Annotated in this window: 10 protein-coding genes; 4 read left to right on the top strand and 6 right to left on the bottom strand. The window is 56.4% G+C overall.

The window, feature by feature from the left end; all coding sequences use genetic code 11:
- Positions 1-94 precede the first annotated feature (94 nt).
- Positions 95-4306, bottom strand: a complete 4212-nt coding sequence (locus ABTV22_RS13900; RefSeq protein ID WP_433740955.1) for a hypothetical protein — start codon at positions 4304-4306, stop codon at positions 95-97.
- 194 nt (positions 4307-4500) lie between these two features.
- Here ABTV22_RS13900 and ABTV22_RS13895 point away from each other — a divergent pair, with 194 nt between their 5' ends.
- The 3 genes from ABTV22_RS13895 (at position 4501) to ABTV22_RS13885 (ending at position 8946) form a co-directional block, all read left to right on the top strand.
- A complete protein-coding gene (locus ABTV22_RS13895) occupies positions 4501-5556 on the top strand; it encodes a tetratricopeptide repeat protein (RefSeq protein WP_433740954.1) in 1056 nt (351 codons plus the stop codon).
- A gap of 220 nt (positions 5557-5776) precedes the next feature.
- Positions 5777-7279 (top strand): ATPase domain-containing protein, encoded by a 1503-nt coding sequence (locus tag ABTV22_RS13890; RefSeq protein ID WP_433740952.1) that lies wholly within the window; start codon positions 5777-5779, stop codon positions 7277-7279.
- Positions 7279-8946: a response regulator gene (locus ABTV22_RS13885; RefSeq protein WP_433741394.1), complete on the top strand. Its 1668-nt coding sequence runs from the start codon at positions 7279-7281 to the stop codon at positions 8944-8946. Before ABTV22_RS13890 ends, ABTV22_RS13885 begins: the two co-directional genes overlap by 1 nt.
- A gap of 149 nt (positions 8947-9095) precedes the next feature.
- Here the strand turns inward: ABTV22_RS13885 and ABTV22_RS13880 are convergent, their stop codons facing one another.
- From ABTV22_RS13880 to ABTV22_RS13860, 5 genes are all read right to left on the bottom strand, one after another.
- Positions 9096-9473 (bottom strand): response regulator, encoded by a 378-nt coding sequence (locus ABTV22_RS13880; RefSeq protein ID WP_110963035.1) that lies wholly within the window; start codon positions 9471-9473, stop codon positions 9096-9098.
- A gap of 77 nt (positions 9474-9550) precedes the next feature.
- Positions 9551-10732, bottom strand: a complete 1182-nt coding sequence (locus ABTV22_RS13875) for a hybrid sensor histidine kinase/response regulator (protein WP_433740949.1) — start codon at positions 10730-10732, stop codon at positions 9551-9553.
- Positions 10726-11319 (bottom strand): chemotaxis protein CheB, encoded by a 594-nt coding sequence (locus ABTV22_RS13870; RefSeq protein WP_433740947.1) that lies wholly within the window; start codon positions 11317-11319, stop codon positions 10726-10728. The genes ABTV22_RS13875 and ABTV22_RS13870 overlap by 7 nt, the downstream gene beginning before the upstream one ends.
- Positions 11316-12149, bottom strand: a complete 834-nt coding sequence (locus tag ABTV22_RS13865) for a CheR family methyltransferase (RefSeq protein ID WP_433740945.1) — start codon at positions 12147-12149, stop codon at positions 11316-11318. Before ABTV22_RS13865 ends, ABTV22_RS13870 begins: the two co-directional genes overlap by 4 nt.
- A complete protein-coding gene (locus tag ABTV22_RS13860) occupies positions 12149-15640 on the bottom strand; it encodes a response regulator (RefSeq protein WP_433740943.1) in 3492 nt (1163 codons plus the stop codon). Before ABTV22_RS13860 ends, ABTV22_RS13865 begins: the two co-directional genes overlap by 1 nt.
- A 248-nt stretch (positions 15641-15888) precedes the next feature.
- Here ABTV22_RS13860 and ABTV22_RS13855 point away from each other — a divergent pair, with 248 nt between their 5' ends.
- Entirely contained in the window at positions 15889-16251 is a 363-nt protein-coding gene (locus tag ABTV22_RS13855; protein ID WP_433740941.1) for a response regulator, read from the top strand.
- Positions 16252-16572: the final 321 nt, after the last annotated feature.

Genomic DNA, 16572 nt, shown 5'->3' with positions numbered 1-16572 from the left:
GGCCGGATCAGTTTGTGAGCCGGTGCGATCCACAAGAGGTGAGACTATGGAGCCGATATACGGCAACCTCTGCCACTTTTATCGCCCCCTTGTTTCATTGAGGAAGTTTAATCGGTGTATGGGTGGAGTTTTTATTTTGAACAACGTTTTTTATAGGGAAAGGAATCGACTCCACAAATGGCGTGGGAATACTTTTTTCTATGGCGCTGTTCAATGCTCGAGGATTGGGGATAAACCTCCCAGAACTGTCATATGCACCCAGCACATTTGATCCCGGGATTTTTTCCACATAGTTTATTTGATACGGATTACTGCCCAACTTAGCTCCACCAGCCGTCTTCCAGTTCATATTCCTCAGCACATCTTTTCCTTCAACACCCCTGCCATCAATCAAATAGGTCCACCCTCCCTGCTTGCCACCATTATGAAACGCCCCCATACCGTTACTATCGTAATAACCCGAAGCTTGCCCGCTGTCAGACTTGAACCCCTTGGCAAAAACGTCCTTCGGTGAACGTATATCTCCGCGCATGGCGAACCCGCGATATACATAGCCCTCTTTAGGACCTCCAAAATACAAGACCCGCGAACGATCCATGAGCTTCTGCGCAACCTGAGGCCCCTTGCCCAATGAACTCAATCGTTCCACTACAAGCTTGTTAGTTAATTTTCGGTTTACCTTTTCCTGAATAATCCAAGGGTTTCTGACTCGAGGCGCGATCCATTTTTCTATTTTGTTCGCGCTACTCATAAGCGGAGCAGATGCATGGTTATATTTTGGAAATAGCCTGGCCAGCTTTTTTGGAAGGATGTCGGAAAACCTTAAGTACTCAAAAATTCTCCCTGCAATACGGGAGTCCACCACCGTGGAAAACGTTCTCCCCAACAACTTGCTTACATACGGAGCGGCGATCTGAGCAACCATGCCTATCACTGCATTGGATTTATGTCGGTTCGACTCCAAGGGGTCGTCATTTATCCCCCCCCGTACATACTGAGTCGCCGATGCACTGGCGCCCATCAAAAAGGCCAGGCCGGCGGTAGGCGCTCCAGGTAGTGCCAGGATAACCGCCCCCCACCTCAGCGATTCCGACAAGATACCCAGCAGACCATCAGCGGTGCGCTCCATCCAGGTTGAAGTCATCGTGTCCATATCGTCGTTGGCTTTATAGATGGCATTATTGAACATGGAAGCAAAAGCATCATGACTTTCCCCATAATGATTAGGACCATCTTTTTGGCCAAACTCGATGGGTTTGTAGGGCCACTTATAGTTTTTAAACATACCCACAGGATTCCAGCCCCAGACAAATCGCCCTTGGCTGTATTTGAAGTCGTCATCGTCACGGCCTAACAAGCTCTTCAGGGGGATTCGATCGGACAATGCCGCCCTCAATGCCGGAAAATCCTCAATTGACTTTCCATCTTTCTCAAATAGTTCTACAGGACTTTCGATGACCGTTTCATTTCCACCCATGAAAACAAATAACCCTTCGCGAGCATCACGTCCGAGATAGCTCGTGCACAAAAAGACCGCATTTGTCACTGGGACGGTCGAGCTGTATTTTCCATCTCGAATAAAGACGGGCCTTACGCTTATTTCACCTGCCAGAAACTTGTTGCCAATGTCTTTGCCTTGCTGCGAAACACCTGTCCCCTTCAAATAATCACCGACCAAATGCTGTAATTTATTTTCCATAACCTCCTTCCACAACTCGAAGAACCTGGGCTGAGAGGACACCACTTCCGAGCGTTTTTCGTAATCAGCCCAAAGCCCACTATTTTCCACCGAGCCTTTGAATGCATCGGTATAGCTGGAAGGCCAAATAACCGTCATCACCTCGAATTCTTTCACCTGCTTTTCGTGCTGCCCCATCAACAATTCGGCCAAGGTGAATGTTTTATACCTTTTTGTCTTGTCTGGTAACGCGTGCCGATACTTGCTATCGGGGCGTGACAAATGATACTCAACTTTAAACTCGGTCTTGTAATTCAGCTGAGACTTCAATCCCGCCGGCAAATCCGAACCCGCCACAAGATCCGCCACGTACGACAAAACAAACAACCTCGAGTCCAGCACTGTCTGTAATTCGACGAAGTCCTTGATGAATAAATCCGCCGCCTGACTGATCGTGACTCCCGGAGCAATTTCCTCGCCCGCTCCGATTGCATTATCAGCATCCAATGAACGTTGCCCCGCTTCGATCATCCAAAGTACCGGCGAATGAGCAGCTAATGCACTTTCGGAAGTTTGAATGTTGGAAAACATACCCGAATCGTCCAGACTCCTTTTACTGCGACCGTTGGCCGCCAAGGCCTTATCAGAAGCCAGAGGCGTCGGGGCATCGGATGAGCTCGTCGTCTCAGTCCTCGGTCCGTCAATACCATCTGTATCGTCATCCGCCTCTATTGTCGCCAGCATGGCAAGCTCAATGAGGTAGTCCTGATAAGTCATATTTTCCATGCCGGGTGCGGCGGACTGCAAAAGCGCGTCAAGGTTTTCAAGCAACTGCGGATCATCGGCAGGATCGGAATAATCGGATTGGCTGACCAGTCTTTTGACTTCATTTGCGAAGTCTGGAAACTCCTCAAATAAATCCTCAATCCCTTCAATCATGTATTGATGGACTACCGAGTATCCATCGGGTGCAGCCTGGGGCGTGAGATCAAGCCCTTGTAATGGATCAACCATTTCTTCAGGTTCAGACTGCGACCAGTAATCCAGAATATTGTTGATCAGCACGCATACACCAAAAAGCCCGGCGACTCGACCTGGATTGGCTTCAACTAAAGCGCCTGCACCGTTCCAGACGGCGGCACCGCTGCCAATCAATCTGGCAGCCCAGCCCATTACCTGCTCCCTGACAACCTCCACCTCAGGCACGAAGCGCCCAAGACTCTCCATTTCAATCACAACATCGCTCTGGCCTTCGCTCGTCGCACTGGCGCTGCTCCACGGCACCATGTTGCGGGTAACCCACTCATCCACCGTTGCAATGAGCTGTGTGACCGAGGCCAAGGGATCAGTTTGGCTGGTTGTTTGCGACTGTCCCGGAGTCGGTTGGAATGGTGATTCAGGCATATCGGAGGCACCATTTTTCCAGGCAAGATTGCTCGGTGCTGTACGGGCGTACGGTGAAATATGGCTACTGTCCATCCTCAACTGGCCAAAGGTATCCAGCGCATTGCAGACCCACAGCAACTTGCCGGTAATGCTCTCAGGAATACGAGGGCCCGTAGTGCAAACATCCAGTTTGAACGATGCATTGCGTTCAAAACGCTGGAAGGACGACAGTGGCCAGCCAGGATCGAACTTCGGCTGAGGTGTCGAGCCATGCGAGGTGGCCGACCAAAGCGGGTAAGCACGCAACTCCTCAAGCCAGCCGGGGCTGAACAACCACTCCAGCCAGGATGGGTGCACCTCATCATCGGGCTTTAGCAGATCTCTCAATGCCTTGACCTCTGTAACGTAGCGCTCCGGGAGGTGCACTTGCGTGACATCTTTCTCTTCAAGCATACGGACAAACTTGTCCAAATCCGCATGCAAAGCTTTTGGAGAGGGGCGATCCTCTGATGCGTCTTCCAACATCATCAGTGCACCGTCAAGTGTGTCTTCACCATGGGGTACAAACTCTCTTGCGGGAATATGTTGGCGACCTTCTTGCACGAGCGTTTTCAAGGTTTCCCAGTGAGCACTCGCAAATAACTTACCGCTCTCTATCTGCTCTACTTGCTGATCTCGTGAAGTATCTAGCTGTACCTGGATGCGCTTGGCAAGCCCGTTGTTTTTAGCACTCGTTAGTCTGAAGTCTTCTCCCAATGCGGCTTGCCATTGCTCGGCCGGTAATCCGCAAAGTACATCGAACAAATATTTCAGTTGAACTTCGTCCAGCGATGCAAACCTCGGAAACGAACGCACCATCGCTTCCGTAAACAGTCCACACAAGAATTTTCCCGTATCCGTTCGCAGAATTCCGCTGCTCAACACCTCCCATGCTTGCCGATGAGTAAGTGTCCGGGTCTTCAGTTGCTCTTGAAGCAGGGACCATTCACGGTTGAGCTCATCCTGATCATGAAAACCTGGAAAAAAAGAACTGCCCATTTTGCTCACGAGCGCGGGGAACGGAATTCCTGAATTCAATTCTGAGGACACCACCACTGATGCGGCACTGAGGTCGCCCATGGAGTGGGGATTGTTGCCGGCGCGCAGAAGCGTATTTGAGAGATAAGTTTGCGCAGTTACTTCATTGGCAAATGAGGGGCGGGGCGGTGCGTTATACACGCTTGTTGCATTTAGTGGCGGCACTGAACAACTTTCCATTTCATCTTGATCATCTCCAAAGATGAAGACTCAGCCAGGAAATATCTTGCAAAAACCGCCTATAAAGCACCCGCCCGCCCCATAGACTCGCCAACATCAAACCTCCCAAGGTTTGACTCGAGCCCCAGACTGATCAAAGCTGACACTCTTTTGCATTTGCCTCTATCCCCGGATTCTGCATGCCCAAGTCCCGCCGCTACCTGATCATCAGCCTCTGCGCCCTGTTTGCCATCGTCCTGGCGTGGTTTTTCCTGCGCAGCACAACGCCCGAGGTACCCGAGGCAATCAAGCGTGGCTACAGCGAAGCGCTGAACCAGGCCCGCAACGGTCAACCCGGCGCTGCGCGGGTGCTTTATCAGCAACTGGCCCGCCCGGACATTTCGCCCAAGCGTCGCGTCTGGCTGCATGCCGAGCTGCCCAACTACCCCAGCTCCGTGGCGCTGAAACTGGCGGATGCGGACTTGCAGCACGAGGCGCCAGAGGTACGCATTGCGGCGATCAAAAGCATCAGTGGTCTGGTTTCCAGTGCTCAGCGCAGCCTGTTGCTAGGGCCGTTGCTCGATGACAGCGATCAGAACGTACGGCTGGCGGCGGTCAATGCACTGCTGGGGTTGTCGCCGGATGACCTGGGTCTGTATTTCGGGCCGCTGGAGCAGGCCATCGATGCCTGGCAGCAGTGGCTCAAAAGTGCGCCAGAGAGCGCCGAAAACCACTATCAGATGGCCCGCCTTCATTTACACAATGCCGAATTGAAGGAGGCGCAACAGGAGCTCGACAAAACCCTGCAACTGGCGCCGGACAATCTGCCCGCGCTGGTGATGCAGATCGAGGTGCTGGACCGGCTGGGTCAAAGCGAAGCGGCCCGGGAGTTGTTGGCCAAACAGCTGAAGGCACAACCTGATTCCGCTTACTTGCAACATGCCCTTGGGCTTTGGTTGCTGCACCACGGGCAGAGCGAGTTTGCCCTGCTCGGCCTGTCCAAGGCAGTGGAGCTTGAACCGGACAACAAGGATTACCGCTATGACCTGGCCACCACGCTGCACGGTGAGCAGGAGCTTGAGGCGGCGCAAAAGCAGCTGCAGGAAATCGTCCAGCGCCACCCCAATGATCGCAGGGCCAGGGTGTTGCTGATCAATTACTGGAAGGAAAGTGGGCAACTGCAGAACGTGCAGATTCTGTTGGCACAACTGGAACAGCAGAACCCTGACGATCCAGCCCTTCAGCAGGGTCTGTAGGAGCGAGCATGCTCGCGATGGAGGACAACGATAACGCGGGGCGCCAGGATTCGCGCGTTATCGTTTAGCCCCATCGCGAGCTTGCTCGCTCCTACAGGGAAAAACACCTCCAAGTATAAAAGGTTGAACGCTCAACTCGGCCCAGGGTCAAGTGAACAGGCACCTCGTTCAGGCGCTGAGCGCCTGCTGCCTCGTTCCCCTGGTCAAGAGAGGGCATTCTTTGTCTATAGCCAACGAGTTGATAAGCGCAAAAGCCGCCACCGGGATTGAAGGTCTGGATGACATTCTCGACGGCGGACTGTCCCGTGGCCACGTGTTTCTGCTGGAGGGCGAGCCGGGGACCGGCAAGACCACCGTCGCCTTGCACTTCCTGTTGGCCGGCGCCCGAGCCGGCGAACGCTGTCTGTACATCACCCTGTCCGAAACCGAACGCGAGCTGCGCCAGGGCGCACGGTCCCATGGCTGGGAGCTGGACCAGAACCTGTCCGTGTTCGAACTGACGCCGCCGGAAGATCTGCTCAATGCCGAGCACCAGCAGACTTTGCTGTATTCCTCCGACCTTGAGTTGGGGGAAGCTACCAAGCAAATCTTCGAGGCGGTCGAGCGGGTCAAGCCGACCCGCGTCGTCCTCGACAGCCTGTCCGAAATCCGCCTGCTGGCGCAAAGCTCCCTGCGCTATCGCCGGCAGATCCTCGCCATCAAGCATTACTTCGTGCGTTACGACGCCACGGTCCTGTTGCTGGACGATCTGACCACCGAGTCTCTCGACAAAACCGTCCACAGCGTGGCCCACGGGGTGATTCGTCTGGAAGAGCTGACGCCCAACTACGGTGCCGAGCGGCGGCGTATCCGTGTGGTGAAATACCGGGGGCAGAAGTACCGGGGCGGTTTTCATGACTTCACCATCATGGGCGATGGCGTGCATGTGTTTCCACGCTTGGTGGCGGCTGAACACCGCGGTGCCTACTTGCGGCAGCAATTGACCAGCGGCATCCCGGAAATGGACGCCCTGCTGGGCGGCGGCATCGAGACCGGGTCGAGCACCCTGATCCTGGGTCCGGCCGGTACCGGCAAATCCCTGATTTCGATGATCTTCGCCGCTGCTGCCGTCGCCCGGGGCGAAAAAGCCGCGTTGTTCATTTTCGACGAAGAACTGGGCTTGCTGTTCGAGCGTATGAAACATTTGGGGATCGACCTCAAGGCACTGCAAGACTCCGGCAACCTGCTGATCGAGCAAGTGGATGCCGCCGAACTGTCGCCCGGCGAGTTTTCCCACCGAGTGCGGCGCTGTGTGGACGGCGGCGATATCAAGACTGTGGTCATCGACAGCATCAACGGCTATCAGGCGGCAATGCCGGAAGAAAACGCCCTGGTGCTGCACATGCACGAGTTGCTGCTGTACCTCAACCGCAAAGGCGCCGCGACCTTCATGACCGTCGCCCAACATGGGTTGGTCGGCGACATGCAGGCCCCGGTGGACATCACTTACCTTGCCGATACGGTCATCCTGCTGCGTTACTTCGAGGCACTGGGCAAGGTGCGCCGGGCCATTTCGATCATCAAGAAACGCACCGGCAGCCACGAGTCGACCATCCGTGAATACCGGATCGGCTCACGGGGCATGACCATCGGTGAACCGCTGGAAGCCTTCCAGGGTGTGCTGCGTGGGGTGCCGACTTACCTGGGGGCGGGCGCGCCCTTGCTCGCGGATGAACATCCGTGATGCTTCGGGAGGCGACATCAGAGCGCGCGATCATCCTCGCGCCGTTGGGTCGCGATAGCCAGATTGCGCTGATGATCCTTAAAGAAGCCGGTTTCGATGGGGTCATCAGCCGCGATTTGCGCGAACTGTGCGGCGAGCTGCAACAAGGTGCGGGATTGCTGCTGGTGTCTTCGGAAGCCCTGCTGGGCCAAGCGCTTGAGCCACTGATCAAACTGATCGAACAGCAACCGGCCTGGTCCGACCTGCCGATCGTCCTGCTGACGCACCACGGCGGGCCGGAACAGAACTCGACCTCACGCTTTGGCTCGCAACTGGGCAATGTGACGTTCCTTGAGCGTCCTTTCCATCCGGTAACCTTGATCAGCCTGGTGGCGACCGCGTTGCGGGGGCGCCGACGACAGTACGAAGCCAGGGACCGGCTGATTGATTTGAGCCAAAGCGAACTGCGCTTGCAAAACACCCTGGAAACCCTGGAACAGCAAGTCGAAGAGCGCACCGCACAGTTGCGTCACAACGAAGAAGTGCTGCGCCAGTCGCAGAAAATGGAAGCGGTCGGCCAACTCACCGGCGGTATCGCCCACGACTTCAACAACATGCTGACCGGGATCATCGGCAGCCTGGAGTTGTTACGCCGGCGCCTGGCTCGAGGACGCTTTGAAGACCTGGACAGCCTGATCGACCTCGGCGTGACCTCCGCCAACCGCGCAGCCGGCCTGACACACCGACTGCTGGCCTTTTCCAGGCGGCAATCGCTGGACTCAAAGCCTGTGGAGATGAACGCCCTCGTGGTGTCCATGGGCGAGTTGCTGCAACGCAGCATCGATGAACGCATTCGTCTGGACATGCAGTTGAGCGAGCCGCTGTGGGTGGCAGAGGCCGACCCCAATCAACTGGAAAGCGCCCTGCTCAACTTGGTGATCAATGCCCGTGACGCGATGCCGGACGGCGGCGAACTGGTGGTGAAAACCTCGAACCGACAACTGGACGAGGAATTCACCCAACCCCACAGTAATCTGGCCCCCGGCGATTTCGTGGTGCTCAGCGTGACCGACAATGGCTGCGGCATGACACAAAGCACGATCAACCGTGCGTTCGACCCCTTCTTCACCACCAAGCCGATCGGCCAGGGCACCGGACTCGGTTTGTCGATGATCTACGGTTTCAGCAAGCAATCGGGTGGCCACGTGGCCATTCAAAGCACCGTCGGCGAAGGCACTACGGTCAGTCTTTTCCTGCCGCGTTATCTGGGCGATGTACCGCAGGGGCAACCGGTGGAAAGCCTGCACCCGTTGATTGCCCGAAAAGGAGAAACGGTACTGATCGTCGAAGATGACCCGGCCGTTCGGGTATTGGTCAGAACCGTGCTGAGCGAACTGGGCTATGGCTTTGTCGAGGCAGGCGATGCGGACAGTGCGATGCCGATTCTCGACTCGGGGCAACGGATCGACTTGATGATCAGCGACGTGGGGCTTCCCGGCATGAATGGCCGGCAATTGGCGGAGATCGGCCGGCAATACCGACCCGGGCTCAAGGTGTTGTTCATCACCGGCTACGCGGAACACGCGGCGGTGCGCGGGGGATTCCTGGATTCGGGCATGCAGATGATCACCAAGCCGTTCACCTTCGATTTGTTGACGGCGAAGGTGCGGGAGATGGTGCGGGCCTGAGTTCCCCTGTAGGAGCTGCCGCAGGCTGCGATCTTTTGATCTTGCTTTTAAAGACAACATCAAAAGATCGCAGCCTGCGGCAGCTCCTACAAGGGGCGGTGGGTGTCAGGCATCCCGCGTGGTCGTTGACGACCATCGAGAGCAGGGCCTTACGACAACAAGTCCTGCATGATGTCCTGCAACACATCCAGGTCGAACGGTTTTTCCAGGATCGGCGCCTTGAGGGTGATCGGGCTGCCGGTTTCGCGGATTTCTTTTGCATACCCGCTGATGAAAATCACCTTGAGGTCCGGTCGCAGCTTGACCGCGGGTTCGGCGATCTGCACGCCGGAGATGCCGCCAGGCAGGCGGTAGTCGGTGATCAACATATCCAGATGGGGCTTGCTGGCGAGAATCTCGAAGGCCTGCTCACCGTTTTCCGCCTGTAGCACACGATACCCCTGCCCCGACAAGTAATCGGTCAGCACCATCAGGATAACCGGCTCGTCCTCGACGACGAGTACTACATCTTGTGCATCTTCACTCATGGGAAGCCTTTGTTCGTTCAATAGCTGCTGATACGACCCCGAGGTCGATCAGAGGTTGCGTTTTTCCGGCTGTTTTCCTACAGCGGCAGACAAACGCGAAACAGGGCGCCTTCGCCAATCCGGCTTTGGACGGTAATGGAACCGCCATGGGCGGTCACTATCTGTTCGGAAATAAACAATCCAAGACCTAACCCGGCGACGACCTGCTTGGCCGAAACCCGCTCGAACTGCTGGAAAATCCGTTGCTGGTTTTCTTCGCTGATGCCGATCCCGAAATCCCGGACTTCGACCCGTGCCTCACCGTTTTCACTGTAGACCTTTACCTCGATCGGGCTCTTGGCACCGTAGCGCAAGGCGTTGGTCAGCAGGTTGGAAATCACCTGTTCGATGCGAAATTCATCCCAATTGCCGACCACCGGTTGTTCGGCTTGCAGGGTAACGGACGATTCGGCCGCCTCGATCTGCTGGGCAAAATTCTGTAACAAACTGCAGACCAGCACCGACAGATCGAAGCAGGTCGGCCGGATCGACAACTTGCCGGTACGAATGCGCGACACATCGAGCATGTCTTCGATCAGGCGGATCAAGCTTTTGATCTGTCGTTCATCGCGGTCGACCATGGCGTGCATTTTATCGAGGGTGAAGGCAGCTGCGTTATCCCGGGCCAAATGCATCTTGCGCAGTTGGGTTTCGAGAATCAGGCCATTGAGCGGCGTTCGCACTTCGTGGGCGACGATGGACATGAAGTCGTCGCGCATACGCACCGCCTGCTCCAGTTCCAGCTGCGTGCTCTGCAGCTGTGCCAACAAAGCCTCTTGTTCGCGACGGCTCTGCTCCAGGGCTTCGACCTGCTGCTTCATGGCCTTGCTTTGGCGGTACAACTCGACAAACACGTTGACCTTGCTCTTGACCGCATGAATATCCAGCGGCTTGTACAGGAAGTCCACGGCGCCGCTTTCATAGCCCTTGAACGCATAGTTCAGCTCGCGGCCGGCAGCGCTGACGAACACGATCGGAATGTTCTTGGTCTTCTCCGTGCCACGCATCAGCTCGGCCAGTTCAAAGCCGTTCATGCCGGGCATCTGCACGTCGAGGATGGCCAGGGCGAACTCGTGCTGCAACAACAGCGACAAGGCCTCGTCGGCCGATTGCGCCTTGTACACGACGCGGTCTTCGCGCTTGATCAGCGCTTCAAGTGCCAACAGATTCTCCGGCAGATCGTCGACGATCAGCAGTTTGGCCTGGGTAGTACTTAGCATGCGATTCGTTCCAGCTCGACAAGCAGACGGCCGATGCCGCGGACAGTGAGAATATGGTCAGGCTGCGAAATATCCAGCGCCGCCTGAGGCATGGTTGCGACCTGTGCCTCCTGCGGGTCTTGCACAATCGTCAGCCCGCCATGGCGTTTGACCTGCGCCAGGCCATGGGCACCGTCGCGGTTGGCGCCGGTCAACAGTACGGCGGCCAAGGTCGGGCCGTAGGCATCGGCAGCGGATTCGAACAAGTAGTCGATGGCAGGCCGTGAAAAATGCACACGGTCTTCGAGACTCAAGGAAAAGCTGCGGTCCTGCTCCACCGACAGGTGATAGCCCGGTGCCGCGAAATACAGCGTCCCGGCTTCAATAGGGGTTTTATCGATGGCCTCCTGCACCGGCAAGACCACCCTGCGGGCAAAGACATCCACCAATTGGCTGCGACGTTCATTCGGCAGATGCAACACAACGATGATCGGCAACGCGAAGCCTTCACGCAGCGGTCCGAGGATATTCAACAACGCCTCGACGCCACCGGCCGAGGCGCCGATCACGATCGCTTCAATGGAAGGAAAAGCTGGTGCATCGTTCATGATTTTCGGTAGATCCGTTCTTGTTTGACCAACGGCTGGAACTGGTTGCCGAACGCCGAAAAATCCGGGGTTTCCTTGCTGCCCAGCACCAGAAAACCCCGGTGGCACAGCGACTCGTGAAACAAACCAAATGCACGATCCTGAAGATTTTTATTGAAATAAATCAATACGTTGCGACACGAAATTAATTGAGTCTCTGAAAATACGCTGTCGGTTGCCAGGCTGTGATCGGCGAAGGTCACGTTCTCACACAATGACTTGTCAAAAATCGCGTAACCGTAGGCCGCCGTGTAGTAGTCGGCAAACGAGCGCTGGCCACCGGCCTGTTGATAGTTAGCAGTGTAGGCGCGGACATTCTCCATGGAGAAAATCCCTTGCTTGGCTTTCTCCAGCGAACGCGGATTGATGTCGGTGGCGTAGATAATGGTGCGGTCGAGCAGGCCTTCTTCACGCAGCAAAATGGCCATCGAATAGACTTCTTCGCCCGTGCTGCAGCCGGCGATCCAGATCTTGATCGACGGGTAAGTCTTGAGCAACGGCACCACCTCTCGGCGAATCGCCAGGAAGTGAGAAGGGTCGCGAAACATCTCACTGACCGGAATCGTCAGCAACTGCAGCAATTGCATGAACGCAGCCGGATCGTGCAGGACCTTTTCCTGCAGGGCCGAAATGGTATTGCACTCGAACTGACTCAGTGCATGGATCACTCGGCGCTTGATCGATGCACCGGAATAGTCGCGAAAATCGTAGCTGTACTTGAGGTAAATGGCCTCAATCAGCAAGCGCAATTCGATTTCGGTATTTCGCTCCACTGAATACTGGCGTTCCACTAGATGCGTTCCACTTTTGGCAACCACACACGTATCAGCGAAAACAGGCGATCAAGGTCAATGGGCTTGGCCAGGTAATCATTGGCGCCTGCGTGCAGGCAGCGTTCCTGATCGTCCTTCATGGCCTTGGCGGTGACCGCAATGATCGGCAGCTTGCGCCAGCGCGGGTCCTTGCGGATTTCAATGGTGGCTTCAAAGCCATCCATCTCCGGCATCATCACGTCCATCAACACCAGATCGATGTCCTCGACTTCATTCAATCGAGCAATCGCTTCCCGACCGTTTCGGCCAATGACCACGACGGCACCCTTTTGCTCCAAGGCACTGGTGAGGGCAAAGATGTTGCGCACATCGTCATCCACCAGCAGCACCTTGCGCCCCTCGAAGACCTTGTCGCGGCTGCGGGCGGTCTTGAGCATCTTCTGCCGTTCGTGGGACAGCCGGGATTCGACTTTGTGCAGAAAGAGTGTCACCTCATCCAACAAACGCTCGGGTGAGCGCGCGCCCTTGATGATGATCGATCGTGAATAACGGCGCAGTTCGGCCTCTTCGTCCCGGGTCAGGTTGCGCCCGGTGTAGACGATGACCGGCGGGAACGAACAGATTTCCTCGGTGGACATGCGCTTGAGTAAGTCGCCGCCGAGCATGTCCGGTAACTTGAGGTCAATGATCATGCAGTCGAAAATCGTCGTGCGCAGCAGGTCCAGCGCTTCCTGAGCGAAACCAACCGCAGTGATTTCGATGTCATCGTCGCCGATCAAGCGGGAAATACTGTCACGCTGTAAATCATCGTCTTCGACCAGCAGCACACGCTTGACCTTCTGGGTCAATTTGGCTTCCAGGCGCATGAACACGTCCTTGAGTTCTTCACGGGTGGTTGGCTTGACCGCATAACCGATGGCGCCCATGTGCATCGCGGCCTCCACCCGATCTTCGACCGAAATGACATGCACCGGAATGTGCCGGGTCTCGGCATGCTCCTTCAGGCGTTGCAGCACGGTCAGCCCGGAATGGTCCGGCAGGCGCATGTCCAGCAGGATAGCGTCGGGAATGAACTGCCGGGCCAAGTCGTAGCCTTCGTCCGCGCCATGGGCCACCAGGCATTGATAGCCCAGTTCATGGGCGAGGTCGTAGAGGATATGGGCAAAGTTCGCCTCGTCCTCCACCACGAGAATGCAGCGGGTGCTGAACGGCGCCTTGCTGCGATCATCGTTGAAACGCGGGATGTCGACCTCGGCGATCAATGGCTTGGCCTGGGGAGCCGGGACACTCGGTACTGACACGACCGGGGATGCCCACATCGGCTCGACGGCGTCCTCTGGTGGCTCAACGTAGTTTTGCGGCACGACCAAGGTAAACACACTGCCCTGCCCCGGCGCGCTGGAGACGCTGATGGAACCGCCGAGCAGCGCCGCCAGGTCACGGGAAATCGACAGACCCAACCCGGTGCCACCGTAACGCCGATTGGTGGTGCCGTCGGCCTGACGGAAGGCCTCGAAAATGCTGTCCTGCTGATCGTCGGCAATGCCAATCCCCGAATCCCGCACGATGAACGCAATGCCCTCATTCGGCGCGCTGGCGACAGATAGGCTGACACTGCCTTGCTCGGTGAATTTCACCGCATTGGACAGCAGGTTCTTGATCACCTGCTCCAGGCGCTGGCGATCGGTGAAGATCATGGCCGGCACACCACTGTGCAACTCGACGTTGAAATGCAGTTGCTTGTCCGTCGCCAGCGGCTGGAACATGCCGCGCAAGCCGTCCACCAGACGCTCCACGCTGGTGTTCTCCGGGCGGATTTCCAGTTTGCCGGCCTCGACTTTGGAGATGTCGAGGATGTCGTTGATCAGGTTGAGCAAATCGTTGCCGGCGGAATAGATCGACTCGGCAAACTTGACCTGCTCGGCACTGAGGTTTTCCTGGGGGTTTTCTGCGAGCAACTTCGCCAGGATCAGCGAACTGTTCAACGGCGTACGCAGTTCGTGGGACATGTTGGCGAGGAATTCGGACTTGTATTTACTTGAACGCTGCAACTCTTCGGCGCGTTCCTCAAGCTGGCTTTGCGCCTGGTTCAGCTCGGTATTCTTCAGGTCCATGGCATCGCGTTGCTCGGCCAGAATCTCGGCCTGCTCCGCCAGTTGTTCGTTGGTCTGCTCCAGCTCGACCTGCTGGGTCTCCAGGTGCGCCTGGGACTCCTTGAGAATCCGCGATTGTTCTTCGAGCTCTTCGTTGGCGGTCTTGAGTTCTTCCTGCTGAACCTGCAGCTCCTCGTTGAGTTGCTGGGTTTCGGCCAAGACTTCCTGCAAGCGTTGGCGATAACACGCGGCCTCGATGGCGGTGCCGATGTTGCCGGCAATCAGTTCAAGCAGTTCGATGTCACGGTCGTCCAAGGGCCGCAGGAAGCCCAGTTCAATGACGCCGTTGACCCGGTCATCGTCGCTGGTCGGTACCACCAGCACGCTGCGCGGCAGGCCTTCGCCCAGGCCGGAGCTGACCTTGAAGTAATCGCCCGGTACATCGTCGAGACGAATCAGCCGCGCTTGCTGCGCCACCTGGCCGACGATGCCTTCATCGCTGTAAATCTGTTGCTCGCGCTCTTCCTGATCGCGGGACATGCCGTACGCCGCCACGCGTTTGAGGCCACCGTGCTCTTCACGTACGTAAATGGCCGCCACGGCGCTGCCCAGGTAACGGGCGCAGAACTGCAGAATATTGCGCCCCAACAAGTTCAGGGACAGTTGCCCCAGCATTTGCTCGGCCAAGCCGGTCTGTCCATTGCGCAGCCAAGCCTGGCGCTCCAGTCGATCGGCGCTGGCCTGTTGCCGGCCAAGGTTGGCGCCATACTGTTGCGACAGGTTGATCAGATCACGCCGGCCCACATACGCCAGCAAGCCGCTGATCGCGGCGATGAACACCAGATACAGGGCAATGCTCCAGATCGTCGTACCGCGCACTTCCTCATTGCGCGCCGCGCGCAACTGCTGCTCCATGTCGATCACGTCTTCGAACTGCTTGCGCACCTCATCGGTCAGGCGCTTGCCCTTTCCGGCCTTGACCGCGCTACGGTAGTCGCCACTGGTTCGCTGCAAGTCGATCATCGATTGCGCGTACTCGGCCCATTCCTGCTGCAAGCCTTGCAACCGGTGCAGACGGTCGGTCTGCACCGGATTGTCGGCAGTCAAATCAAGCAGGGTATTGAGCACCACCTCGATGCGTGGCTTGGCGGTTTCGTAGGGTTCGAGAAATTTTTCATCGCCACTGAGCAGAAAACCACGCATGCCGGTTTCCAGGTCGACCGTCAGCTTGACCGCCTCATTGGCGTTATTGATCACCCGGTCGGTGTGCTCGACCCACTGGATCGTCGACAGCAGATACGTAATCAGCGAGACGAAAAAGACCGCGCTGATGACGCCGACACCCAGCGGCAGGCTGATATTGCGGTTCAGGAGTTTCCGGAATCGTTGCTCATCAACCGAAGACACGGTGGTCATAATCAGGCCTTGTTGAACGGGTGAAAACCAGGGAGTTTGCCCCAAAACCGACACACAGTTCTAAATTTCTCACGCATTTTCGCGCAAAATCCTACATTCAACTGCTCCCGCGCCAAGGGAGCGGTTATCCTTTCCATCATTCTTTTATAGCGCGTCGGGAACTTGTCGGGATCCGCCATTTACTCATGCATTAGGGTCGGCGATTTCAATCGACCGGCGAACGCCCATTCATTTTCGAGACCCCCACCATGTCCACCAATGCTCCCACCATTCTGGTCGTCGAAGACGATTCCATCGTGCGCATGCTTATTATCGATGTGCTGGAGGAACTGGAGTTCAATGTGCTGGAGGCCGACGGCAGTGAGCAGGCATTGGAGCTTCTCAAGGATTTGAACCGGCACATCGACCTGATGATGACCGACGTTGGCTTGCCGATCATGGACGGGCGTGAACTGGCATTCGTAGCGCGTACCTTTCGCCCTGCGCTACCGATTCTGTTTGCCAGTGGTTATGCCGAAAGCATCGAAGTGCCAACCGGGATGCATGTGATTGGCAAGCCGTTTTCCATTGATCAGTTGCGCGATAAGGTCAAAGGTATTCTTGACGCCTGAAGGACCGGTGAGCCTCGACCTCGATACCTTTCGAATAATCCCATCATTTTTCAAAAAAATGGTTCGCCTATCGTTTCGCGTTGACGCCTTGCCTGCCTGACTCATTAGCGGTCAAGGACTTCTTTCAACGCATCGAAACGGTCCATATGCCCTCAGTCAACGCTACTGCAACAACCACCCAAGCGCCTACGAATCCAATCCGGATCACGCCATCACAAACAGACAGCAGACTCTCTGTCGCACATACGCGCAACAGTTCTACGCCCATACCGTTTCAACGACTGCCTGACCAGGCCGGGTCGGGCATTGGTCTGGCACTTC

The sequence above is a fragment of the Pseudomonas putida genome, assembly GCF_050990305.1.
GTDB classification, from domain to species: Bacteria; Pseudomonadota; Gammaproteobacteria; order Pseudomonadales; family Pseudomonadaceae; genus Aquipseudomonas; species Aquipseudomonas putida_AH.
The sequence above is the reverse complement of the archived record's forward strand: the minus strand, read 5'-3'. Positions and strand labels throughout refer to the sequence as shown.

Excerpts from the sequence above, each read along its gene's own strand:
- ABTV22_RS13895 (WP_433740954.1), top strand. The coding sequence starts at position 4,501 with ATGCCCAAGTCCCGCCGCTACCTGATCATCAGCCTCTGCGCCCTGTTT.
- ABTV22_RS13880 (WP_110963035.1), bottom strand. The coding sequence starts at position 9,473 with ATGAGTGAAGATGCACAAGATGTAGTACTCGTCGTCGAGGACGAGCCG.
- ABTV22_RS13870 (WP_433740947.1), bottom strand. The coding sequence starts at position 11,319 with ATGAACGATGCACCAGCTTTTCCTTCCATTGAAGCGATCGTGATCGGC.
- ABTV22_RS13860 (WP_433740943.1), bottom strand. The coding sequence starts at position 15,640 with ATGACCACCGTGTCTTCGGTTGATGAGCAACGATTCCGGAAACTCCTG.
- ABTV22_RS13855 (WP_433740941.1), top strand. The coding sequence starts at position 15,889 with ATGTCCACCAATGCTCCCACCATTCTGGTCGTCGAAGACGATTCCATC.
- ABTV22_RS13875 (WP_433740949.1), bottom strand. The coding sequence starts at position 10,732 with ATGCTAAGTACTACCCAGGCCAAACTGCTGATCGTCGACGATCTGCCG.
- ABTV22_RS13885 (WP_433741394.1), top strand. The coding sequence starts at position 7,279 with ATGCTTCGGGAGGCGACATCAGAGCGCGCGATCATCCTCGCGCCGTTG.